Consider the following 20,707-nt stretch of genomic DNA (forward strand, 5'->3'; position numbering starts at 1 on the left):
CGAGCTATCTCCCTTGCATTTCGTGAGACCGGACCGGGCGTGGGGGCACCGGGTCTATACCTCCGGGATGGAATGGGTGGCACCGCCCGATGCGCCGGACAGTCAGCCATATGCCGCGCAATGCGCCGTGTACCATGATCGCTTCGAGCCCGTAGGCACTGCACGACGGGTAGAAACGGCAGCGTGGACCGAGCATCGGGCTGATGAACGCCCGGTAGAACCGGATCGGGAGGATGAGTGCCCGAGCTGCGAGGCTCGGCACCGCCTCCTGCGGTTGCTCCGTCATTTCCATCCACCCGTCGAGGACTCGCGCCGCCTGAGCAAACGATCCAGCGCGGAATCGAGCTCGGCGGCCAGGTGCTCGTAACGCGCGGACGCGGCCGGTGGATTGGCGCGTACCACCAGAAGGCTACCTCGCGGCAGCCGGTGAAGACGGTCGCGCATCAGGTGTCGAAGCCGCCGCTTGACCTTATTTCGTGTCACGGCACTGCCAACGGCCTTGCTCACCACGAAACCAACCAGAGGTGACTCTTCCCCGGAATCGGAGAAATGCACCACCAAGGTCGGGCGGCCGGCGCGCTTGCCACGCCTGACCGCCGCCTCGAATTCCTCCCCGCGCCGCATGCGGGATTGACGGGACAGCACCGTAGACGCCTAACGCCCGCCAGTGGGAACCACCGGCGGGCCGACTTGCTGGCGCGGGACGATCAGGCCGACAGCTTCTCGCGGCCCTTGTGGCGGCGAGCGGCGAGGATGGCGCGACCGGCCCGGGTGCGCATCCGCAGCCGGAAGCCGTGGGTCTTAGCGCGGCGACGGTTGTTCGGCTGGAAAGTACGCTTGCTCACGGGTGGGCTCCAGGCTTGAAGGTGCGCCCGGCGGGCGCTTACACATCATGGCTGGCCTGTCAGAGATGCGAGGGCACGCGAAATAGCCGTCGCGTGACAAGCCGACCGTCGTACGTTACGGGGCGCAGGCCGTCCAGGTCAAACCGGACGGGTTATCCACCTTTCCACAGGCGAGTTTTCCACCGCCCCCGCGCCGTCCACAGTATGTGCACTCAAGTGCCACTAGGCTGTGGACAACATCTTCAACAGGGCTGTGCACATGGCTCCTGTCGGCCCATCTGGACCTGGCGAAACACTGTGCACAACCTGTGGATCTCCTGTGGAGGCCCTGGGCGGGAAGCCCGGCCGACACGCTGTGGACGAAGGGATCGCTGATCACCGTGGCGGTCCCGCCATGTGGATAAACGATCGCGGGGGGCCGCGACAGGGAGGAGGGGAACCGCACCATGAACAGTGTCGACCTCGGCGCGGTATGGGGGAGGGCCCTGAGCAACTTCCTCAACGAGAACGTGCCGATCCAGCAGCGCACCTGGCTGTCGATGGTGCGTCCGATCGCGCTGGCCAACGACACGATCGTGCTGGGCGTCCCCAACGACTTCCTCAAGGACCTCATCGAGCAGAAGCTGCGCGGGCTGGTGACGCACGCGCTGTCGCAGGAGCTCGGCCGGAGCATGCGGCTGGCCGTGATGATCGACACAACGGCGCCGGAGCAGTCGGCGCCCGACCCTCATCAACAGCCTGTGACTCAGAGTTATCCCCAGGGTGTGGAGAGTCAGCTGCGTTTTGCACAGCCCGCGCAACCGCAGCACAACCAGGCTTTCGAGCCGCCTCAGTTCTACTCTCCACAACCGGAGCAGCCCCAGCTGTCCACCGAATATCCACAGCAGGGCTTCAGTTTTGAACAGGCGCCGTCGTACACACCGCCTGTGGAGAAAGCCCCCGAGTCGGCGCCCAACCGGTGGGAGGCGAAAAGCAACAAGCCCAGCGAACCGGCCAGGCTCAACCAGAAGTACACGTTTGAGACATTCGTCATCGGCGCCAGCAACCGGTTCGCCCATGCGGCGGCCGTGGCGGTGGCCGAATCCCCCGCGAAGGCGTACAACCCGCTCTTCATTTATGGCGACTCGGGGCTGGGAAAGACGCACCTGCTCCACGCGATCGGGCACTACGCGCAGAGCCTGTACGACGGCGCGCGGGTGAGATACGTGAGCTCCGAGGAGTTCACCAACGACTTCATCAACAGCATCCGCGACCACAAGGCCGACGGCTTCCGCGGCCGCTACCGCGCGATCGACATCCTGCTCGTGGACGACATCCAGTTCCTGGAGGGCAAGGAGCAGACGCAGGAGGAGTTCTTCCACACCTTCAACACCCTCCACAACGCCAACAAGCAGATCGTGATCTCCAGCGACCGGGCGCCCAAGCAGTTGATCACGCTGGAGGACCGGCTGCGCAACCGGTTCGAGTGGGGCCTGATCACCGACGTGCAGCCGCCCGAACTGGAGACCCGGATCGCCATCCTCAGGAAGAAGGCCATCCAGGAGGGCCTGGCCGCGCCGCCCGAGGTGCTCGAGTACATCGCCAGCCGCATCTCCACCAACATCCGGGAGCTGGAGGGCGCGCTGATCAGGGTCACCGCGTTCGCCAGCCTCAACAGGCAGGGCGTCGACCTGCAGCTCGCCGAGGTGGTGCTGAAGGACCTGATCACCTCGGAGTCCGACACCGAGATCACCATCGCGGCGATCATGGCCGAGACCGCCAGCTACTTCGGCATCAGCATCGACGACCTGTGCGGGACCTCGCGCAGCCGGGCGCTCGTCAACGCCCGGCAGATCGCGATGTACCTCGCGCGCGAGCTGACCGAGCTGTCGCTGCCGAAGATCGGGCAGCAGTTCGGCGGCCGCGACCACACGACCGTCATGCACGCCGAGCGCAAGATCCGGTCGCTCATCGCGGAGCGCAGGTCGATGTACAACCAGGTCAACGAGCTAACAATGCGGATCAAGCAGACACAGCGCGGATCCTGAAAGTCATGCACAGCCTGTGGATAACTATGTGGACCAGTGCAAACGTCAAAACGCGGCCGTCGTTCGCCCCACAATGCCGGGAAAAATCCGTCCACATTGGCTGGGGACAGAGCTGGGGATGTCTGGGGGAAATCTGGGGACGACGCGTGGATAACATGTGGACAGCCTGTGAACAGTCGATCTGGAGCTCCAGAAGCCGGCCTTTTACCCCGTGGACAACCTGTGGAAACCTCGTGGATAACCGGTGGACGAAGACCCCAAGATCTGGGGATGGCCTGTGGGCAACGGATCTCCGTCCCCAGGTTCGCGAGTTCTCCCCAGGCTTCACCCACACCCTCAGTGGACAAAAATAGGGGCTCTGAGCAGCCAAAACACTGGTTATCCACAGTATCCACACCCCCTAGTGTGATGACCTCTTATCTCTCTTACTAAGAAACTCAAAGACTCATAGAGGGTTCTCCCGGAGCGCGAGTGCGGGAGAGTGAATCCTTGAATCGACAACGAGCCCAGGAGGCTGATCACCGTGATGTTCCGAATCGAGCGAGACGTCCTCGCTGAGGCGGTGGCATGGACGGCGCGCAGTCTCCCGGCGCGCCCGTCGGTGCCCGTCCTGGCCGGCATGCGCCTGGAGGTCACCGAGGAGCAGCGGCTCAAGCTCTCCGGGTTCGACTACGAGGTCTCCGCCGAGGTGACGCTCGAACTCCACACCGGCGAGCCCGGCGTCGTTCTGGTCTCCGGCAAGCTGCTCGCCGAGATCACCCGCGCACTTCCCGCACAGCCTGTGGACGTCGTGGTCGACGGCGCCAAGGCGGTCGTCACGTGCGGCAGCGCCCGCTTCACCCTGCTGACCATGCCTGTGGAGGACTACCCGACCCTCCCGGCCATGCCCCCGGCCGCCGGCCGGGTGGGCAGCGACGTGTTCGCCTCGGCGGTCGGCCAGGTCGCCGTCGCCGCCGGCAGGGACGACACGCTGCCGATGCTCACAGGCGTGCGGATGGAGATCGACGGCGACACCGTGACCCTCGCCGCGACCGACCGCTACCGCCTGGCCGTGCGCGAGCTCAAGTGGCAGCCGGGCCAGCCCGACTTCTCCTCCATCGCGATGATCCCCGGCAAGACGCTCGCCGACACCGCCAAGGCGCTCGGCGCCACCGGAGCCGAGGTGGAGATCGCGCTCAGCGCCGCGGGCGGCAAGGGCGAGGGCATGATCGGCTTCTCGAGCGCGGGACGGCGGACCACGACGCGGCTGCTCGACCCCGAGTTCCCGAAGTACCGCTCGCTGCTGCCGACGGAGTTCTCGGCGCGCGCCGACTTGTCCACAGGCCCGTTCGTGGAGGCGGTCAAGCGCGTGGCCCTGGTCGCCGAGCGCAACACGCCCGTACGGCTGGCGTTCAAGAGCGGCGAGGTCGTGCTCGAGGCCGGCAGCGGCGACGAGGCGCAGGCCGTCGAGGCACTGCCTGTGGACTACGAGGGCGAGGAGATGAACATCGCCTTCAACCACCAGTTTTTGCTGGAGGGTCTGGGGGCCATCGACTCCGACATCGCGCGGCTCCAGATGACCACATCGACGAAGCCCGCTATCCTCACTGCTGGCAAGCCTGTGGAGGACGGAGCCGTCACGGACTACCGTTATCTGATCATGCCCATCCGCCTGTCAGGCTGATCCTGTCATCGGGGATGATGGAAGCCTGACAAGGGGGTAGATCAACATGCAGATCGGCATGGTCGGACTGGGCAGGATGGGCGGCAACATGGCCGAACGCCTGCGCCGCGGCGGTCACGAGGTCGTCGGTTACGACCGCGATCCGGCGATCAGCGACGTGACCAGTCTCAAGGACCTGGTCGAGCGTCTGCAGGCGCCGCGCGCGATCTGGGTCATGGTCCCCGCGGGCAAACCCACCCAGGCCACCGTCGACGAGCTCGGCCAGCTGCTGTCGGAGGGCGACACCGTCGTCGACGGCGGCAATTCCCACTATGTGGACGACCAGAAGCACGCCGCCGAGCTGGCCCAGAAGGGCATCAGGTTCGTCGACTGCGGCGTCAGCGGCGGCGTGTGGGGCCTTGAGAACGGCTACGCGCTCATGTGCGGCGGCGACCGCGACGACGTCGAGCGCCTCATGCCGATCTTCCAGACGCTCAAGCCCGAGGGTGAGGACGGCTTCGTCCACGCGGGCGACGTCGGCGCCGGCCACTTCGCGAAGATGGTCCACAACGGCATCGAGTACGGCATGATGCAGGCGTTCGCCGAGGGCTGGGAGCTGCTGGAGGCCTCCGACGTCGTCAAGGACGTCAGGGGCTCGTTCAAGAGCTGGCGCACCGGCACGGTGATCCGCTCCTGGCTGCTCGACCTGATGGTCCGGGCGATGGACGACGACGAGCACCTCGACCAGCTGCGCGGTTACGCACAGGACTCCGGCGAGGGCCGGTGGACCGTCCAGGCGGCCGTCGACCACGCGGTGCCGCTGCCGGTCATCACCGCCGCGCTCTACGCCAGGTTCGCCTCCCGCCAGGATGACTCGCCGGCGATGAAGGTCGTGGCGGCGCTGCGCAACCAGTTCGGCGGCCACGCGATCACCTCGACGGAGGGCAGTACCGGCAAAGGGGCCGACTCGCCGGGCGCCGACGTGACGCCGCCGCGCGAGAGCGATCGGTAACGGGTTTTCCACAGCTCGCATGCCGGTGACCCCAGTGGCGCGCGTGGCCCACTAACCTTCATGAGGTGCATGTCGCCCACCTCTCGCTGACCGACTTCCGGTCCTACGCGTCCGTGGAGCTCGGCCTGGAGCCGGGCGTCACGGCCTTTGTGGGGCCCAACGGCCAGGGCAAGACCAACCTGGTCGAAGCCCTCGGCTACGTCGCGACGCATTCCAGCCATCGGGTGGCGAGCGATGCGCCGCTCGTCCGCCAGGGCGCCGCCCGGGCCGTCGTACGCTGCGCCGTCCACAGGGACGAACGGCGGGCGCTGGTCGAGCTGGAGATCAACCCCGGCCGCGCCAACCGCGCCAGGCTCAACCGCTCCGCCGTCTCCAGAGCGCGCGACGCCATCGGCCTGCTGCGCACGGTGCTGTTCGCCCCTGAAGACCTCTCGCTGTCCAAGGGCGACCCGTCAGAGCGCCGCCGCTTCCTCGACGACCTGCTGGTGGCCAGGGCGCCCAGGTTCGCCGGTGTGCGCGCCGACTACGACCGGGTGCTCAAGCAGCGCGGCGCGCTGCTGCGTACGGCCGCACAGGCCCGCAGAGGCAGCAGGAGCGCCCGCCGGGCCGAGGCCGACAGCGGGTTCACCGCGGCGGGCGCCGGCGACGTGCTGAGCACGCTGGAGGTGTGGGACGCCCACCTCGCCAGGCACGGCGCGGAGCTGTTGCGGGCGCGGCTGGAACTCATCGAGGCGCTGCGCCCGCTGGTGGCCGGATCGTACGCGGCGCTCGCCCCGTCCAGCGCCCCCGCGACGCTGGCCTACCGCAGCACGTTGTCCACAGGCCCGGCCACAGGCGAGGGGGGTGTGGACGACGAAATCGCCGGTGAGCGGGGATCTTTCGATACACAGACGTTATCCACAGACTTGGGGAAAACCCTTGAAGAGCGTCTGCGGGAGCGGCTGGTGGAGGTCCGCCAGGCAGAGCTCGAACGCGGCGTCACCCTCGTCGGCCCGCACCGCGACGACCTGATTCTCGGCCTCGGCGACCTGCCCGCCCGGGGCTACGCCAGCCACGGCGAGTCCTGGTCGTTCGCGCTGGCGCTGCGGTTGGCGGCCTACGACCTGCTGCGGGCCGACGGAGGCGATCCCGTGCTGATCCTCGACGACGTGTTCGCCGAGCTCGACAGCCAGCGCAGGCGGCGGCTGGCCGAGATCGTCGCGCCCGCCGAGCAGGTGCTGATCACCGCGGCCGTGCCGGACGACGTGCCGCGGGAGCTGGTGGGGGCCAGGTTCGACGTCGCGGAAGGGGGCGTGAGCCGTGTCCGGTGACAACGGCGAGAACGTGACGGCCAGAGGCGCGGCCATGGCCAGGGAGAAGCTCGCCCAGGCCAAGGCCGACGCGGCCAAACGCGGGCAACTCCCCCGCCGCGAGCCGCGGCGCAAGGCCAGGGGGCCGCGCAGGGAGGGCGGCGACCCCCAGCTTTTCGGACGCGCCATCGCCGACCTGCTGGCCGATCGCGGCTGGGAGCGTCCGGTGGCCGTCGGAGGCGTGTTCGGGCGCTGGGCCGACATCGTGGGCCCCGACGTGGCCGCCCACACCAAACCGGAGTCGTTCGAGGACGGCGAGGTGGTGATCCTGGCCGACTCCCCCACCTGGGCGACGCAGGTCAGGCTGCTCGCGCGCACCCTCGTACGCAGGCTGAACGAGGAACTCGGCGACGGCACCGTGACGAAGGTCAAGGTCAGAGGGCCGCAGAACGCGCCCCGACCTTCGGGGGGTTTGCGGGTGACCGGAAATCGGCGTCCCCGTGACACCTACGGTTAGGCGCTCAGGGCGATCAGAAAGCCGCAGACGCGATAAGCCCCCTTTCCGGAGGGGGGATGCTTGCCAGGGGGCAAAACGAGCGAGGGAGCATCACAGGCGCGTTCATTGCCACCTTCGGGCTCCAGACCCGGTAGACTGAAGACGGATTCCGGACACGTCCGCTTGCGTGTCACCCCGGCAGCAAGCCGACTCCCCCGGGTGACCGCGCATCGGGGCACTCACGACGGTGACGGGCACGGTTGGGGCAGCTTTCGCAGTTGATGGCCTCCCCCGCCGCGTGTCCGCGGCAGGAGGATTTCGCAGTTGTCCTACGACGCTAGCTCAATCACCGTACTCGAGGGGCTTGAGGCGGTTCGCAAGCGCCCGGGTATGTATATCGGCTCCACCGGTGAGCGCGGCCTGCACCACCTCGTCCAGGAGATCGTGGACAACGCGGTGGACGAGGCCCTGGCCGGTTACGCCGACCGCATCGACATCACGCTCTTGGCCGACAACGGCGTGCGCGTGATCGACAACGGGCGCGGCATCCCCACCGGCATTCACCCGGTGGAGAAGCGCTCGGCCGTCGAGGTGGTGCTGACCACCCTGCACGCGGGCGGCAAGTTCGACAGCCAGGCCTACGCGGTCTCCGGCGGCCTGCACGGTGTCGGTTCGGCCGTCGTCAACGCGCTGTCCACCGCCATGGACGTCGAGATCAAGCAGAACGGCCACTACTGGCGCCAGCGCTACGAGATGTCCAAGCCCGTCGCGCCGCTGGCCAAGGGCGAGGAGACCGACGAGACCGGCACCACGATCACGTTCTGGCCCGACGCCGACGTCTTCGAGACCACGACGTGGAACTACGAGACGCTCTCGCGGCGCTTCCAGGAGATGGCCTTCCTCAACAAGGGCCTGACGATCACGCTGACCGACGAGCGCACCGACCACGTCAACGGCCAGCCGACTGTCGTCACCTACTGTTACGAGGGCGGCCTGTCCGACTTCGTGCAGCACCTCAACGCCAAGAAGGAGCCGGCGCACGCGTCGATCATCTCCTTCGAGTCGGAGGGCGACGGGCTCGCGGTCGACGTCGCGATGCAGTGGAACAACTCCTACTCGGAGTCCGTCTACAGCTTCGCCAACGTCATCAACACCGCCGAGGGCGGCACCCACGAGGAGGGCTTCCGCGCGGCGCTGACGTCGATCGTCAACCGCTACGCGCGCGAGCAGAAGTTCCTCAAAGAGGGCAAAGACGACAACCTGAGCGGTGAGGACGTCCGCGAGGGCCTGACCGCGATCATCTCGGTCAAGCTGTCCGACCCGCAGTTCGAGGGGCAGACCAAGACCAAGCTCGGCAACACCGAGGCGAAGTCGTTCGTGCAGAAGGCCTGCAACGACCACCTGCGCGACTGGTTCGAGCGAAACCCCGGCGAAGCGAAAGACATCATCAACAAGTCGCTGCAGGCCTCGCGCGCCCGCCTCGCCGCCCGCCAGGCCCGCGACCTGACCAGGCGCAAGTCGCTGCTCGAAGCGGGCAGCGGCCTGCCGGGCAAGCTGGCCGACTGCCAGTGGAACGACCCGGAGAAGTGCGAGCTGTTCATCGTCGAGGGCGACTCGGCGGGCGGCTCGGCCAAGGGCGGCCGCGACTCGCGCTTCCAGGCGATCCTGCCCATCCGCGGCAAGATCCTCAACGTCGAGAAGGCGCGGATCGACAAGGTCCTCAAGAACAACGAGGTCCAGGCACTGATCACCGCCCTGGGCACCGGCGTGCACGACGAGTTCGACATCGCCAAGCTGCGCTACCACAAGGTCATCCTCATGGCCGACGCCGACGTCGACGGCCAGCACATCAACACGCTGCTGCTGACGTTGCTGTTCCGGTTCATGAGGCCGCTGATCGAGGCCGGTCACGTCTACCTGTCGTGCCCGCCGCTCTACAAGATCAAGTGGGACCGCAAGGGCGAGGACGCCTCCTACGCCTACTCCGACGCCGAGCGCGACGCGGTCATCGCGGAAGGGATCGCGGGCGGCAAGGCCGACCCTCGGCCGCGCGACAACGTCCAGCGCTTCAAGGGCCTGGGCGAGATGAACGCGGGCCAGCTCTGGGAGACCACGATGAACCCGGAGACCCGGCTGCTCCGCCTGGTCACGCTCGACGACGCGGCGCAGGCCGACGACCTGTTCAGCGTGCTCATGGGCGAGGACGTGGAAGCCAGGCGCGACTTCATCATCCGCAACGCCCGCGACGTGCGCTTCCTCGACGTTTAAGGACATTTACCTGTGACGGACGTGAACACCACTCCCCCGGCTGAACGCATCGAGCCTGTCGACATCCAGTCCGAGATGCAGCGCAGTTACATGGACTACGCGATGTCCGTCATCGTGTCCAGGGCGCTGCCGGACGTGCGCGACGGTCTCAAGCCGGTGCACCGGCGCGTGCTCTACGCGATGTACGACGGCGGCTACCGTCCCGACCGCGGCTACTTCAAGTGCGCCCGCGTCGTCGGTGACGTGATGGGCACCTACCATCCCCATGGCGACACCTCGATCTACGACGCGCTGGTACGCCTGGCGCAGTCGTGGTCGCTGCGTTATCCGCTGGTCGACGGGCAGGGCAACTTCGGCTCGCCCGGCAACGACCCCGCGGCGGCGATGCGCTACACCGAGTGCAAGCTCGCGCCCATCGCCATGGAGATGCTGCGCGACATCGACAAGGACACCGTCGACTTCCGCCCCAACTACGACGGCAAGTCGCAGGAGCCGGACGTGCTGCCGGCGCGCTTCCCGCAGCTGCTGGTCAACGGCTCGGGCGGCATCGCGGTCGGCATGGCCACCAACATCCCGCCGCACAACCTGCGCGAGGTCGGGGCCGCGGTCAAGTGGGCCCTGGAGAACCCGGAGGCCAGCGACGAAGAGCTGCTCGAAGCGTCCATCAAGCTGGTCAAGGGCCCCGACTTCCCGACCAAGGCGCTCATCGTGGGCCGGCGCGGCATCGAGGACGCCTACCGCACCGGGCGCGGCTCGATCACCATGCGGGCCGTGGTCGAGGTCGAGGAGGAGAAGGGGCGGCAGGCGCTCGTCGTCACCGAACTGCCGTACCAGGTCAATCCCGACAACCTCGCCCTGAAGATCGCGGAGCTGGTGCGCGAGGGCAAACTGACGGGCATCGCCGACGTACGCGACGAGAGCTCATCGCGCGTCGGTCGGCGCCTGGTCATGGTGCTCAAGCGCGACGCGGTCGCCAAGGTCGTGCTCAACAACCTGTACAAGCACACCCAGCTCCAGGACACCTTCGGCGCCAACATGCTGGCGCTGGTCGACGGCGTGCCGCGGACGCTGCGGCTCGACCAGTTCATCCGGTACTACGTGGCCCACCAGATCGAGGTCATCGTCCGCCGGACGCGCTACCTGCTGCGCAAGGCCGAGGAGCGTGCGCACATCCTGCGCGGGCTGCTGAAGGCCCTTGAGCGGCTCGACGAGGTCATCGCCTTGATCCGGGCCTCGGAGTCCGCCTCGCACGCCCAGCAGGGCCTCATGGCGCTTCTGGAGATCGACGAGGTACAGGCTCAGGCCATCCTCGACATGCAGCTGCGCAAGCTGGCCGCCCTGGAGCGCCAGGCCATCCAGGACGAGTACGACTCGCTGATGACGCAGATCGCCGAGTACAACGCGATCCTGGCCAGCGAGGCCCGCCAGCGGGAGATCATCAACGAAGAGCTGACCGAGATCATCAACCGCTTCGGCGACGACCGGCAGACCGAGATCGTCGCCTACGACGGCGACATGTCGATCGAGGACCTCATCGCCGAGGACGAGGTCGTCGTCACGATCACCCGGGGCGGCTACGCCAAGCGCACCAGGACCGACTCCTACCGGGCGCAGAAGCGCGGCGGCAAGGGCGTACGCGGTGCTCAGCTGCGCCAGGACGACATCGTCGACCACTTCTTCGTCACCACGACGCATCACTGGCTGCTGTTCTTCACGAACAAGGGCCGGGTGTACCGCGTCAAGGCCTACGAACTGCCCGACTCGGGTCGTGACGCCCGGGGCATGCATTTGGCGAACCTTCTTGCCATGCAGCCCGACGAAACAGTCATGGAAGTTCTCGACCTACGCGACTACCACGTCGCTCCCTATCTCGTCCTGGCCACCCGCAGCGGGCTGGTCAAGAAGACGCGCCTGTCCGAGTACGACTCCCCCAGGTCCGGCGGCCTGATCGCCATCAACCTGCGGGACGACGACGAGGTCATCGGGGCCCGGCTGGTCTCCGAGGAGGACGACCTGCTGCTCGTCTCCAAGAGTGCGCAGTCGATCAGGTTCACCGCCTCGGACGAAGCGCTGCGTCCCATGGGGCGGGCGACCAGCGGTGTCATCGGCATGAGGTTCCTCGAAGGTGACGAACTTCTCGCCATGAATCGGATCGCCGATGGTCAAGATGTGCTTATCGCCACGAAGGCTGGGTACGCAAAACGGACGCCAGTGGAGCAGTATCCAGTTCAAGGACGTGGCGGCAGGGGCGTGCTTACTGCGAAAATCGTATCTTCTCGCGGCAAGCTGGTCGGAGCCGTCATGGTCAACCCCGAGGATGAGGTCTTCGCGATCACGTCCGCCGGCGGGGTGATCCGGACGAGTGCCGGCGAGATCAAGCAGTCCGGCCGCCAGACCATGGGAGTGCGATTGATGAATCTCGCTGAAGGCGACAGCGTGGTAGCCCTCGCCCGGAACGCGGAGTCGTTGGAGGCTTCGGTGGAGACTGAGGAAGACGGGGGAGGAGAGTAATTCATGAGCGCCCAAGGTGGCCCCGCCAGAACCAAGGCGGCTGCGGGTAACGGACAGCAGCAACCGAAGAAGCCTGCGGAAACCCAGATCTTCAACGGGGTGGACGAGGGCAAGGACACCTCGCCCGCCCAGGCCAGACCCGTCCCCGGCAAGGAGCAGCCTCCTGCGCCGGTACCGGGCCCGCCGCCGCAGGCCGCCAAGCAGCCTGCGCCCCCACCTCCGGGGCCGCCGCCGGTGCCACAGCAACCGGAAGGCAACGACACGATACGCCTGCGCGCGTCGTCGCTGGCCACGGAGGCGCCGCCGGCCGTCGAACTGCCCAGCGGCAACAACAAGAAGAAGTCGTCCAACGCCTCGGGGGGCCGCCTGCCCCGCAAGGCCCACCTGGTCCTGCGCCGCGTCGAGCCGTGGTCGGCCATGAAGTTCAGCTTCGTGGTCTCCCTGGTCTGCTTCGTGGTCCTGTTCGTCGCCGTGGCGGTCCTGTACGGAGTGCTCTCCGCCCTCGGGGTGTTCACTTCGCTCATCGACCTGGTCAACCAGCTCGGCCAAGGGGAGCAGGGGCAGAGTTCCATCCCCATCGACATCGCCTCCTGGTTCGAGCCCGTACGCATCCTCGGCTACACCGCACTGATCGGGGCCGTGAACGTCGTCCTGATCACCGCTCTGGCCACGTTGGGGGCCGTCATCTACAACATCGCCTCCGACCTGGTCGGGGGCGTCGAGGTGACCTTCAGCGAGGCTGAGTAAGGCAGCGCGGTGGTGCTCGCGCCGTCCCTTGTGGGTGTGGGGGACGGCGCGAGCAACCCGCCGAAGGCGGTAAGCTTTTCCTCGTCCGAACAACTGGTTCGCTTCCCTCCTGGGGATGCGATAGCGTTCGGTGCGTGCGGGGCTATAGCTCAGACGGTTAGAGCGCTTCCCTGATAAGGAAGAGGTCCCAGGTTCAAGTCCTGGTAGCCCCACCCAGCTCAGAGGCCATTTCCGAAGATCGGGAATGGCCTTTTTGATCTTCTGAGTGTCTCTGCTTCGAGCGCATGCGCACCGCGATGCTGTCCTTCCGCGACGGCGGCCGAATCGTCGCAGGCTCGTACTCGCCCTTCGCCGCAACGGCAGCACTGGGCGCCGCCGTCCGCACCATGCTCTCAGCGCTGACGCTGGCCGGCTTCGACCCAGGCGATATCGCCTACGCCCTGCGGAACTACACTGTCGGCTTCGTCCTCGAGGAACAGGCCTATCTCGCCCTCGTCGCCACCGGCGAGTGGGAGGAACTGCTCCGCGACCCTCTGCTGGCAGCCGGCAGCGAGCCCTCTGTCGGCAATGGGTCCGACGCCATCGCCATCCTCGGCGACTCCCGCGATCAGCGCTTCCACGCCGGCCTGGAGGCAATCCTCACCGGCACGGTCCGAAGGGATCGGGCGTAGCGCCGCCGACCCAGGTGGCCGCGTCCTCGTCCGACGTATGCCAGCGACGAACTCGGTCACCGTGCGACGCCACTCTCAGGAACTCAACTTCCTCGCTCACGGTTACACCCCCAATCGCGAAGAGCCGGTTGTGTCGCCCAGATGCACCGCTCCGACGGAGCGCTGCGTGACAACCAGCAGAGACGATCACGAACGCCAGCGGACACTCTCGGACCATAGGCGCAGGTCACAGACCGTAGTCGCCGACGCCCTGCACACCCCGTGCGTCCAGGCCGCCCTCCGCGTCCCCGCGAGGCCACCCGCGTACCGACCATCCGCGCCCTCACCTGCTCGGCGAACCGGGCGAAGATTTCCGCAGGCCGAGGTCTGCCCTCGGGGAGGCGGACGAGCAGGCGTTGTTGCCGACAGCGCCGTTGCGGGCGTGGCCCAGGCACTTCATCGGTTCGGGCCGAAGACGGGCGTGAACCATTTCGGGCTGGCGCGGTAAGAGTACGTGTGACCGGCATACGCCAAGAAGGGGTCGATATGCATGACCCCATACACGACGTCATCAAGGCAGACGATGCGACCCTCATCGAGAGGTCGCTGAATGAGCCGGAAACCTTCGCCATTCTGTTCGACCGGCATGCGCCGTACCTCCATCGCTACGTGGTCCGGCGACTGGGCCCCAGCGAGGCCGAGGACGTCGTGGCCGACACCTTTCTGACCGCCTTCCAGCGCCGGGGCGATTTCGACCGGGCCCGCGCCGACGCTCGCCCATGGCTGTACGGCATCGCCTCCAACCTGATCGGCAAGCATCGGCGCACCGAGATGAGCCTCTACCGCGCCTACATCCGCAGTGGGGTGCATCCGGCGGAGGTGTCCGGCACACCGGTTGAGGACGGGGTCGGCACCCTGGCCGTCAACCGGCCGCTGGCACAGGCGTTACTGAAACTCAACCGAGCCGATCGCGATGTGCTGCTGCTCGTCGCCTGGGCCGAACTGAGCTACCAGGAGGTCGCGGACGCACTGGCCATCCCTTTGGGGACCGTGCGCTCGCGACTCAACCGGGCCCGCACCCGGGTTCGTCAGACACTAGAACAAGGAGCAGAATGATGGACGAGCTCAAGACCATGTGGGTGACTGTTCCCCCGGGCACTCCAGACGACCTCGCCGGAGCGCGGCGGCGACTGCTGGAAGGAATGGACGGCCCACCCCCGCGCCGGCGCATCTTCGGGGGAGGCCGGGCGATCTTCACCGGTCCACGGCTGCTGGTCGCGGCCGGCGTCGCAATGGCCGCTGTCGCCGCACCGCTGGTGATCGGGGACGGCGACCCCGCTTACGCGGTGGCGAAGAACCCCGACGGCACGATGATCGTGACGATCAACAAGCTGCAGGATCCCGAAGGCTTGCAGGCCGCGCTGAACGCCCAGGGCATCAAGGCCGACGTCACCTACAACCCACGGGACAAGAGGTGCGCGTCCGGCCGGTTCGCCAGCGCGGACAATGCCTATGGCTCGCCTAACCCCAAAAACATGACCGCGGAGCAACGTAAGGAGTTCTTCCGGCCAGAGCACTGGCGGTCCAGGGACGTCGCCCGCCCCATCTCCAAGGACAAGTTCAGGATCTCCCCGAACTTCATGAGGCCCGGAGAGACCCTGGTGCTGGAGTTCAGGCTCGGCAACGATCCGGGGGTCGGCTGGAGCCTGGGGACCTGGCTGGCCAAGGCGGGCAGCTCCGTGCGGCCCTGCACGCTCGTGGATGAGGGAGGGGCTGACAAGGAGCACGCCAAGGAGATGGCGGGACGCTGACAGCGAGGCGCCTGCGGGGCGATCATAGCTCCGCAGGCGTGCATCGAGACAGCAGGATGGCACCCATTTCGGTGCGATGGCCGCTCTTCTTCCACCTGCCTTGATAGCGCTGGCCGTGGCCGCATGGCGATCAGCGCCCCGAAGGCGTCGAATCTTGGTCTGGGTAGGAGCGGGCGGAGCGCTCGCGACAGCCGCTTACTACGCACTATCGACTGTTGCGTTCCTCTCCTCTCATTGCCCTGAGGGTTCGCAGGGGCCTGGGTTCGTGCTCCCGCTCTACGGCGCTATTGCTGCGCTCGTCCTGATCGCTGGCGTGCCACGAGCCGAAGGCAAGCCCGACGCGGAGGCCGAGACGCAGTCGTGAACAGCGTTAAGCCTGCGCGAAGATCCGATCCATCGCCTCGGCGCCTTCCAGTAGCACCGGGCGGAGCTGTTTGCGGTAGACCTTCTCCGTCACCACCGTGCCCTTGTGGCCGACGAGCCGAGCAATGTCCTCCACGGCCACTCCGGCGTCCGGTTCTGTCCCGTGCTTACTCGCGAAGACGAGATCGTCCTCTTGCCATGACTCTCCCGCCTTCTGACCTCGTGATCTAGCTATTTGCACGGTCGGCGCTGACAGGTCACTTCGACCCTCGACTGATGCCCAGCCGTCGGATAGGCCCCTGGCTGGAACCGGGACCACCCCCATACAGAACCGGGGAGGCTGCTTCACTGCGGAGTTGGATACCTCGGAAACCGACCGTGCGCCAAGACCCACCGCCGTGCCCGTTTACCGGGCTCGGCCTGATACGCGCTCCGCCTGGCTCAGCCAGCTCTCGGAGCGACCGATGAGACCGGACAAGACCGCCTGGGACAGTCCACGGCGACGGCGTGCCCGAGCGATCCGCTGGCCGATCTCCCTGTGGCTGTCCATGCCATCACCCCTGTGTCTGTCGCTCCCCGACAACGGCGTGTAGCTCTTGCATGATTCGCTCCCAGGATGGCATGCGGGACTGCGGCGGGGCGGCGGGATCGAACAGGACCCGCACGCCCATCTCTCGAAGCGTGTCCAGGCTCCGCTGGAACGCGAGGTGCCGGGCGAGCGCGTCCTTAAGCAGCGGCACGGCGAGGATCGGGACGCCGAACCCCATCACCTCGCACAGCAGCCCAACCGCGAAGATGTCGGCGATGCCGCTCGCCCACTTGTTGATCGTGTTGAACGTGGCCGGAGCGACGATCACGGCGTCTGCGGGAGGGAGGCCCTTGGGGTCCTGCGGCATGCGGTACGTGCTGCGGACCAGGTCACCAGTCAGGCGCTCCAGTTCGGGGACATTGACGAAGCGTTCGCCCATTGGTGTGGTGACCACGTGCACCTGCCACCCGGCCGCCTGAGCCATGGGGATCAGGTGATGGAGATCGGCGGCGGCAGGTGCGGCACACGCGATCACATACAGAATGCCGGGCGTGTCCTCGTGGGACTCCATGCGCGTGATCCTATGAAACAAGTGTGATGGCCGTTTGACTGCGGGGAGGAGAAACCCTGACGGGTCGCGACTCCGCTCAGTTGCATGAATCGATCCACTGCTCCACGAACGCATCGGCCTCTCGTAACGTGACGACCGCGCGCGCGGGCGCGGGGGCGATGCTGCTCACTATCCGGCGAGGGCTCGCAGGGCGTCCCATCTGGACGAGATAGCAGGCCAGCCCGTCGCTCATCTGGCGCGCCATCGTGGAGACGAACGCGTTTCTCCGATACCTGTTGATGAGAAGGAGAAGGCCGCGTTCCTCCAACCTCACTCGGAGGGCTTGCAGGGCTTCTTCGTAGTCTTCTTCGGCGCGGACGGTCATCATGGTGTCGTGCTCTGTTCGGAGTTCGACTTCGAATGTGTGCCCGTCGCCGGTGCGCCTCGCCAGGACGGTACACGTCTCCTTGCGACCGGTGTTCAGATGTAGAAGTTTGATCTTCTTGTGGATTCTGAGCAGCCGTGTGAGACGTTCCAGCATGAGCTTCTCCGATCGACCGACAGAGAATATGCGCTCCGCGCCACAGCGATCTTGTCAGGCGGGTTACTGAGTGACAATCGCCTTGGATCAGCTCGGACGACCGTGGATCTTCATGGACGGCTGCACCGCCGCCCGATCCCTCCGTTACTCACATGCGTCTATACCTGATGGAGAAGCCTCGCTTATGATCAGCGCCCGTGGATCTCTTCAGAGCGCTCCTCGCTCTTCTGCCGTTAGTTGCCTTTGGCAACGCCGCATACCGTGCGCGATTACGTCCCGGCGAGTCAGCGGCGTTTTTCCGTCGGGCGTTCCTGGCCAATGGTGTTGTCTTTTTCGGGCTGGCCCTGCTGATGATGCTTGGCCTCTTCGGCCCATACGAAGCCGTGGCCAGATCTGATCATCAAGTTGGGTCTCGGGATGATGATCGGCGGTGTAGCCTGCGCAATTGCTGAGCACAGGTAAAGAACCGATTGGCCCGCGCGGTGGAAGCCGCGTGCGCGGGGCGAGGCATGCACAAACACCTCAAACGCGGAGCGGTGCAGAGGAGAGCGCGAACAGGCCGCGTACATAGGAGACCATCGCGCCACCCGCGAGCACGGCCAGCAAGGGGACGTGCCAGACGGGGCGGATGCTCGAGGTCAGGCTCATCTCAGGGCCGATCGGGCCCAGCGGGCCCACGGCCACGAGGGCTACCAGGCCAAGCACGTACGCCGGAGTCAGCATGCCCACCAGCACCAGCACGCGCGCCCTGCCGCGCCGGGCCGCCACGCCCATAGCCACGGTCAACCCACTCGCCACGGTCAGGGCGATCGCGGCGCCGATCGTCATGTTCCACGCCAGCTTGATCAGGGTCGTGGACGTGTAGTGGGCGAAGTAGCTCTCCTCAGGGGTCGGAGGCGGCGCCGTGACCGAGGTGAGCCAGGTGTCGAAGCAGCACACCGCGACGTACGCGGCGCAGAAGGCCGGTTGCCGGAAGAACAGCGATGCCGCCGTCGGCGACGGCGCTGCTTCCACGCCGCGGGCCAGCCGCAACGTACCCCATAGCTGCGCGACAGCCGCCGCTCCCAGAACGGCGGCGAGTGCCGGCTGGCTCCACGCGGGATTGGTCGCGTCTTCGTCGACGTGCCAGCTCGTGAAGGCGTCGGCTTCGAGCCACAGCATGATCTGCGCTGGGTTGGCGTCGTACACCAGATAGAGGCCGAGTAGGTAGAACGGTGTCAGCAGGCCCGCCGTCAGCAGGACCGCGCCGGTGGGCTTGGCTCTGGCCAGTACCAGGCTGGCGAGCGCGGCGACGGTGAAGAACGCGCAGGCGAACGCGGTGCGTGCCGTCACCATGTCGGTGAAATGGTCGAGGAACGCGGCGTCGTCCGCGGTGACGGTGGGCATTGTGGTGAGCACGGCGGATCGCATTCGGGCGAATCCGACCAGGTAGATGGCAATCGCGGCAATGCCGAAGATGGCGGGCAGGCGTAGCGGGAGATTCCTTGCCATGGCCCCATACTGGATCATGCCCAGCATTCGGGATATTCGCCGTGGCAGCCCACTGCACCCTCGACGCCCGCTTGGCCCGACTGCGAGCACCGGCATCCCAGAGGACTAACGGGCTCACTGTGTCCGCTTTCGATGCCGATGCGGGCCGACGGGAGCGGCCTACACGAGGCGCGCGGTGGCGTAGCGTCCTCGGGCGGTTTCCTCATGCTCGCCCTGCTCGCTGTGGCGCAGGACGGAGAACTGGCCGCTCTCGCAGCACCACTTTCTTGCCCTCCGATGCCTTTGAACACCTCTTCTGCCTGAGCCGTAGTGAGTGCTTTGGACGGGCGACCTTCCTTACCTTGCGGGACTCGGCACGCCGGGGCTGTCCGGGCTCGGGCCAGTCGCCACGTTCGACGCGGCGCTGACCGGCTCCCTGATACGCGCCCACCGTGGGGCAGGATGGGCGCCATGGTGGAGATCAGCTTCCTGACGGAATCCGACCGTGCCTGCTGGGAAGTGCTGGTCCGTGGTAAAGACACATACTTCGAGGTCGAACGCAGCGACGACGACTACGAACGGACCTGGCGACGCCTGCTCGACGACGAGCAGATACGCGGGATCGCCGCCCGGCTGGACGGCAAGATGGTCGGCATCGCGCACTACCTGTTCCACGCCAGTGTCTGGTACGCCGGGAGATGCTATCTGGCGGACTTGTTCGTGGACGCGGAAGTCCGGCGGCGGGGTGTCGCGACGGCAGTGATCGAGTGGGTGGCGCGGGACGCCAAGGAGCACGGCTTCCCAGGCCTCTACTGGAACACGCTGGAAGACGCCCCGGCTCGCGCGCTGTACGACAAGGTGGGCAAGTTTCACAAGGGGCTCATCCACTACGCCTACCGGCGTGACGCGAACCAGATCTCCGCCCAGCGCTGAGGGGCGACCAGGACAGGGCGATCCCGACCGGACCGACGATAGCCAGCGGAACGATCCCGTCGACCGGAGCCGAGGAACCTGCCTCCATGACGTAGTCCCGTCGCCTGGCAACGAGCCTCCTCTGGCGACCGGATGACCTATGCCGACGGCAGCCGCCGAAGGAAGGACTCATGAAAGCATCGATAGCGGTCGTGCAGATCCCCATCACCTGGGACATCGCAGAGAATCTGTCGACCATTGCGGCGGTCCTGACCGACGCTCAGCCGGACGAGATCATTGTCCTCCCCGAGGGCGCCCTGTCGGGTTACGGCTCTGACCTGTCGGTTCTCAGCCGCCTCGACCCCACAGCGCTCGCACGCGCCATCGACGATCTCGCCACGTTGGTGCGCGAGAAGGCGGTGCACCTGTTCTGCGGCTCACTACTGTTCGAGCGCGGCGCCTGGTGGAATGCTGCCCTCTACTTCTCACCGCACGGCACCACATGGACCTATCGGAAGATCAACCTGGCGATGAACGAGCGCGGCCTGCTGAAGGCTGGATCCGAGCTTCCCACGCTCCAACTCCACCTGGCCGATGGCCCTCTCACCGTCGGTGTCCAGCTCTGCCGCGAGATCCGCTTTCCCGAACAGTGGCAGTACCTGGCCGACGCAGGAGCACAAGTCTTCATCTACCTCACCCACGCCGCCAACCTCACCGAGCCGGCCGGAGTCTGGCGAAGCCACCTGATCAGCCGAGCGGCAGAAAACCAGCGGTTCGTCCTCGCTGCCAACGTCTCCGATCCCCACCAGCACTGCCCCAGCATGATCATCTCGCCACGCGGAGAGGTTCTCGCCGAACTGCCCGCCAACAGCACCGGCAAGGTGCGAGCGACCATCGACATGGACGAGGCCGCCGACTGGTATCTCAGTCAGCGGAGGCGCGACGTCGTCCACCTTCGCTACCAAACCAGACCGACAGAGCAGGCATTCGGACAATTCTGATATTCGACGGTGCCGTTGGTCCGTTGCATCTGACCCCTCAAGA

At 66.6% G+C, this 20,707-nt stretch carries 21 protein-coding genes and 1 tRNA gene; 15 read left to right on the plus strand and 7 right to left on the minus strand.

All coding sequences use genetic code 11. The features are described from left to right. Window positions 1-4 precede the first annotated feature (4 nt). The 3 genes from yidD to rpmH all read right to left on the minus strand — a co-directional run bounded on the left by yidD (window position 5) and on the right by rpmH (window position 845). Entirely contained in the window at window positions 5-286 is a 282-nt protein-coding gene (gene yidD, locus ACFOY2_RS37160; RefSeq protein WP_379532797.1) for a membrane protein insertion efficiency factor YidD, read from the minus strand. Next, window positions 283-645: a ribonuclease P protein component gene (gene rnpA / locus ACFOY2_RS37165; RefSeq protein ID WP_379532798.1), complete on the minus strand. Its 363-nt coding sequence runs from the start codon at window positions 643-645 to the stop codon at window positions 283-285. Before rnpA ends, yidD begins: the two co-directional genes overlap by 4 nt. 62 nt (window positions 646-707) lie before the next feature. Then, on the minus strand, window positions 708-845 hold the full coding sequence (rpmH, locus tag ACFOY2_RS37170; RefSeq protein ID WP_195900401.1) for a 50S ribosomal protein L34: 138 nt from the start codon (window positions 843-845) through the stop codon (window positions 708-710). A gap of 446 nt (window positions 846-1,291) precedes the next feature. On the opposite strand from rpmH, the gene dnaA reads away from it, so the two are divergent. From dnaA to ACFOY2_RS37230, 12 genes are all read left to right on the plus strand, one after another. Further along, window positions 1,292-2,872: a chromosomal replication initiator protein DnaA gene (gene dnaA, locus ACFOY2_RS37175; protein WP_379532799.1), complete on the plus strand. Its 1,581-nt coding sequence runs from the start codon at window positions 1,292-1,294 to the stop codon at window positions 2,870-2,872. A 523-nt stretch (window positions 2,873-3,395) separates the two neighbouring features. Further along, a complete protein-coding gene (gene dnaN, locus ACFOY2_RS37180; RefSeq protein ID WP_379532800.1) occupies window positions 3,396-4,535 on the plus strand; it encodes a DNA polymerase III subunit beta in 1,140 nt (379 codons plus the stop codon). 46 nt (window positions 4,536-4,581) lie between these two features. Then, the gene (gnd, locus tag ACFOY2_RS37185) at window positions 4,582-5,526 is read left to right on the plus strand and encodes a phosphogluconate dehydrogenase (NAD(+)-dependent, decarboxylating) (RefSeq protein ID WP_379532801.1); all 945 of its coding nucleotides are present in this window, start codon (window positions 4,582-4,584) and stop codon (window positions 5,524-5,526) included. 65 nt (window positions 5,527-5,591) lie between these two features. Next, window positions 5,592-6,836: a DNA replication/repair protein RecF gene (gene recF, locus ACFOY2_RS37190; protein WP_379532802.1), complete on the plus strand. Its 1,245-nt coding sequence runs from the start codon at window positions 5,592-5,594 to the stop codon at window positions 6,834-6,836. Beyond that, a complete protein-coding gene (locus ACFOY2_RS37195; RefSeq protein ID WP_379532803.1) occupies window positions 6,826-7,332 on the plus strand; it encodes a DUF721 domain-containing protein in 507 nt (168 codons plus the stop codon). Before recF ends, ACFOY2_RS37195 begins: the two co-directional genes overlap by 11 nt. Window positions 7,333-7,635: 303 nt before the next feature. Next, window positions 7,636-9,579 carry a DNA topoisomerase (ATP-hydrolyzing) subunit B gene (gene gyrB / locus ACFOY2_RS37200; protein WP_379532804.1) on the plus strand — a complete coding sequence of 648 codons (1,944 nt, stop codon included), beginning with the start codon at window positions 7,636-7,638 and terminating at the stop codon, window positions 9,577-9,579. A 12-nt stretch (window positions 9,580-9,591) separates the two neighbouring features. Next, a complete protein-coding gene (gyrA, locus tag ACFOY2_RS37205) occupies window positions 9,592-12,090 on the plus strand; it encodes a DNA gyrase subunit A (RefSeq protein ID WP_379532805.1) in 2,499 nt (832 codons plus the stop codon). A gap of 3 nt (window positions 12,091-12,093) precedes the next feature. After that, window positions 12,094-12,837 carry a DUF3566 domain-containing protein gene (locus tag ACFOY2_RS37210; RefSeq protein ID WP_379532806.1) on the plus strand — a complete coding sequence of 248 codons (744 nt, stop codon included), beginning with the start codon at window positions 12,094-12,096 and terminating at the stop codon, window positions 12,835-12,837. Between the two features lie 138 nt (window positions 12,838-12,975). Then, window positions 12,976-13,049: transfer RNA gene (locus tag ACFOY2_RS37215), tRNA-Ile, on the plus strand. Between the two features lie 72 nt (window positions 13,050-13,121). Next, a complete protein-coding gene (locus ACFOY2_RS37220; RefSeq protein ID WP_379532807.1) occupies window positions 13,122-13,508 on the plus strand; it encodes a TetR/AcrR family transcriptional regulator C-terminal domain-containing protein in 387 nt (128 codons plus the stop codon). A 525-nt stretch (window positions 13,509-14,033) separates the two neighbouring features. Further along, a complete protein-coding gene (locus ACFOY2_RS37225) occupies window positions 14,034-14,603 on the plus strand; it encodes an RNA polymerase sigma factor (RefSeq protein ID WP_379532877.1) in 570 nt (189 codons plus the stop codon). Next, window positions 14,600-15,298 carry a hypothetical protein gene (locus ACFOY2_RS37230; protein WP_379532808.1) on the plus strand — a complete coding sequence of 233 codons (699 nt, stop codon included), beginning with the start codon at window positions 14,600-14,602 and terminating at the stop codon, window positions 15,296-15,298. Before ACFOY2_RS37225 ends, ACFOY2_RS37230 begins: the two co-directional genes overlap by 4 nt. Before the next feature lie 370 nt (window positions 15,299-15,668). Here the strand turns inward: ACFOY2_RS37230 and ACFOY2_RS37235 are convergent, their stop codons facing one another. The 3 genes from ACFOY2_RS37235 to ACFOY2_RS37245 form a co-directional block, all read right to left on the minus strand. After that, window positions 15,669-15,797, minus strand: coding sequence for a hypothetical protein (locus ACFOY2_RS37235; RefSeq protein ID WP_379532809.1), 129 nt, complete (start codon window positions 15,795-15,797; stop codon window positions 15,669-15,671). A gap of 418 nt (window positions 15,798-16,215) precedes the next feature. Beyond that, window positions 16,216-16,761 carry a flavoprotein gene (locus ACFOY2_RS37240; RefSeq protein ID WP_379532810.1) on the minus strand — a complete coding sequence of 182 codons (546 nt, stop codon included), beginning with the start codon at window positions 16,759-16,761 and terminating at the stop codon, window positions 16,216-16,218. A gap of 76 nt (window positions 16,762-16,837) precedes the next feature. Then, window positions 16,838-17,281: a hypothetical protein gene (locus tag ACFOY2_RS37245; RefSeq protein ID WP_379532811.1), complete on the minus strand. Its 444-nt coding sequence runs from the start codon at window positions 17,279-17,281 to the stop codon at window positions 16,838-16,840. A 197-nt stretch (window positions 17,282-17,478) separates the two neighbouring features. Between ACFOY2_RS37245 and ACFOY2_RS37250 the strand changes: the two genes are divergently transcribed. Continuing rightward, entirely contained in the window at window positions 17,479-17,733 is a 255-nt protein-coding gene (locus ACFOY2_RS37250; RefSeq protein ID WP_379532812.1) for a hypothetical protein, read from the plus strand. Between the two features lie 70 nt (window positions 17,734-17,803). Here the strand turns inward: ACFOY2_RS37250 and ACFOY2_RS37255 are convergent, their stop codons facing one another. Further along, on the minus strand, window positions 17,804-18,772 hold the full coding sequence (locus ACFOY2_RS37255; RefSeq protein ID WP_379532813.1) for a hypothetical protein: 969 nt from the start codon (window positions 18,770-18,772) through the stop codon (window positions 17,804-17,806). Between the two features lie 450 nt (window positions 18,773-19,222). On the opposite strand from ACFOY2_RS37255, the gene ACFOY2_RS37260 reads away from it, so the two are divergent. Together ACFOY2_RS37260 and ACFOY2_RS37265 are read left to right on the plus strand one after the other, a co-directional pair. Continuing rightward, the gene (locus ACFOY2_RS37260; protein ID WP_379532814.1) at window positions 19,223-19,684 is read left to right on the plus strand and encodes a GNAT family N-acetyltransferase; all 462 of its coding nucleotides are present in this window, start codon (window positions 19,223-19,225) and stop codon (window positions 19,682-19,684) included. Window positions 19,685-19,875: 191 nt separating this feature from the next. Continuing rightward, complete coding sequence (locus ACFOY2_RS37265) at window positions 19,876-20,664, plus strand: carbon-nitrogen hydrolase family protein (RefSeq protein WP_379532815.1); 789 nt, start codon at window positions 19,876-19,878, stop codon at window positions 20,662-20,664. The last annotated feature ends 43 nt before the right edge of the window (window positions 20,665-20,707 follow it).

It is taken from the genome of Nonomuraea purpurea, assembly GCF_042650645.1.
GTDB lineage: Bacteria > Actinomycetota > Actinomycetes > Streptosporangiales > Streptosporangiaceae > Nonomuraea > Nonomuraea purpurea.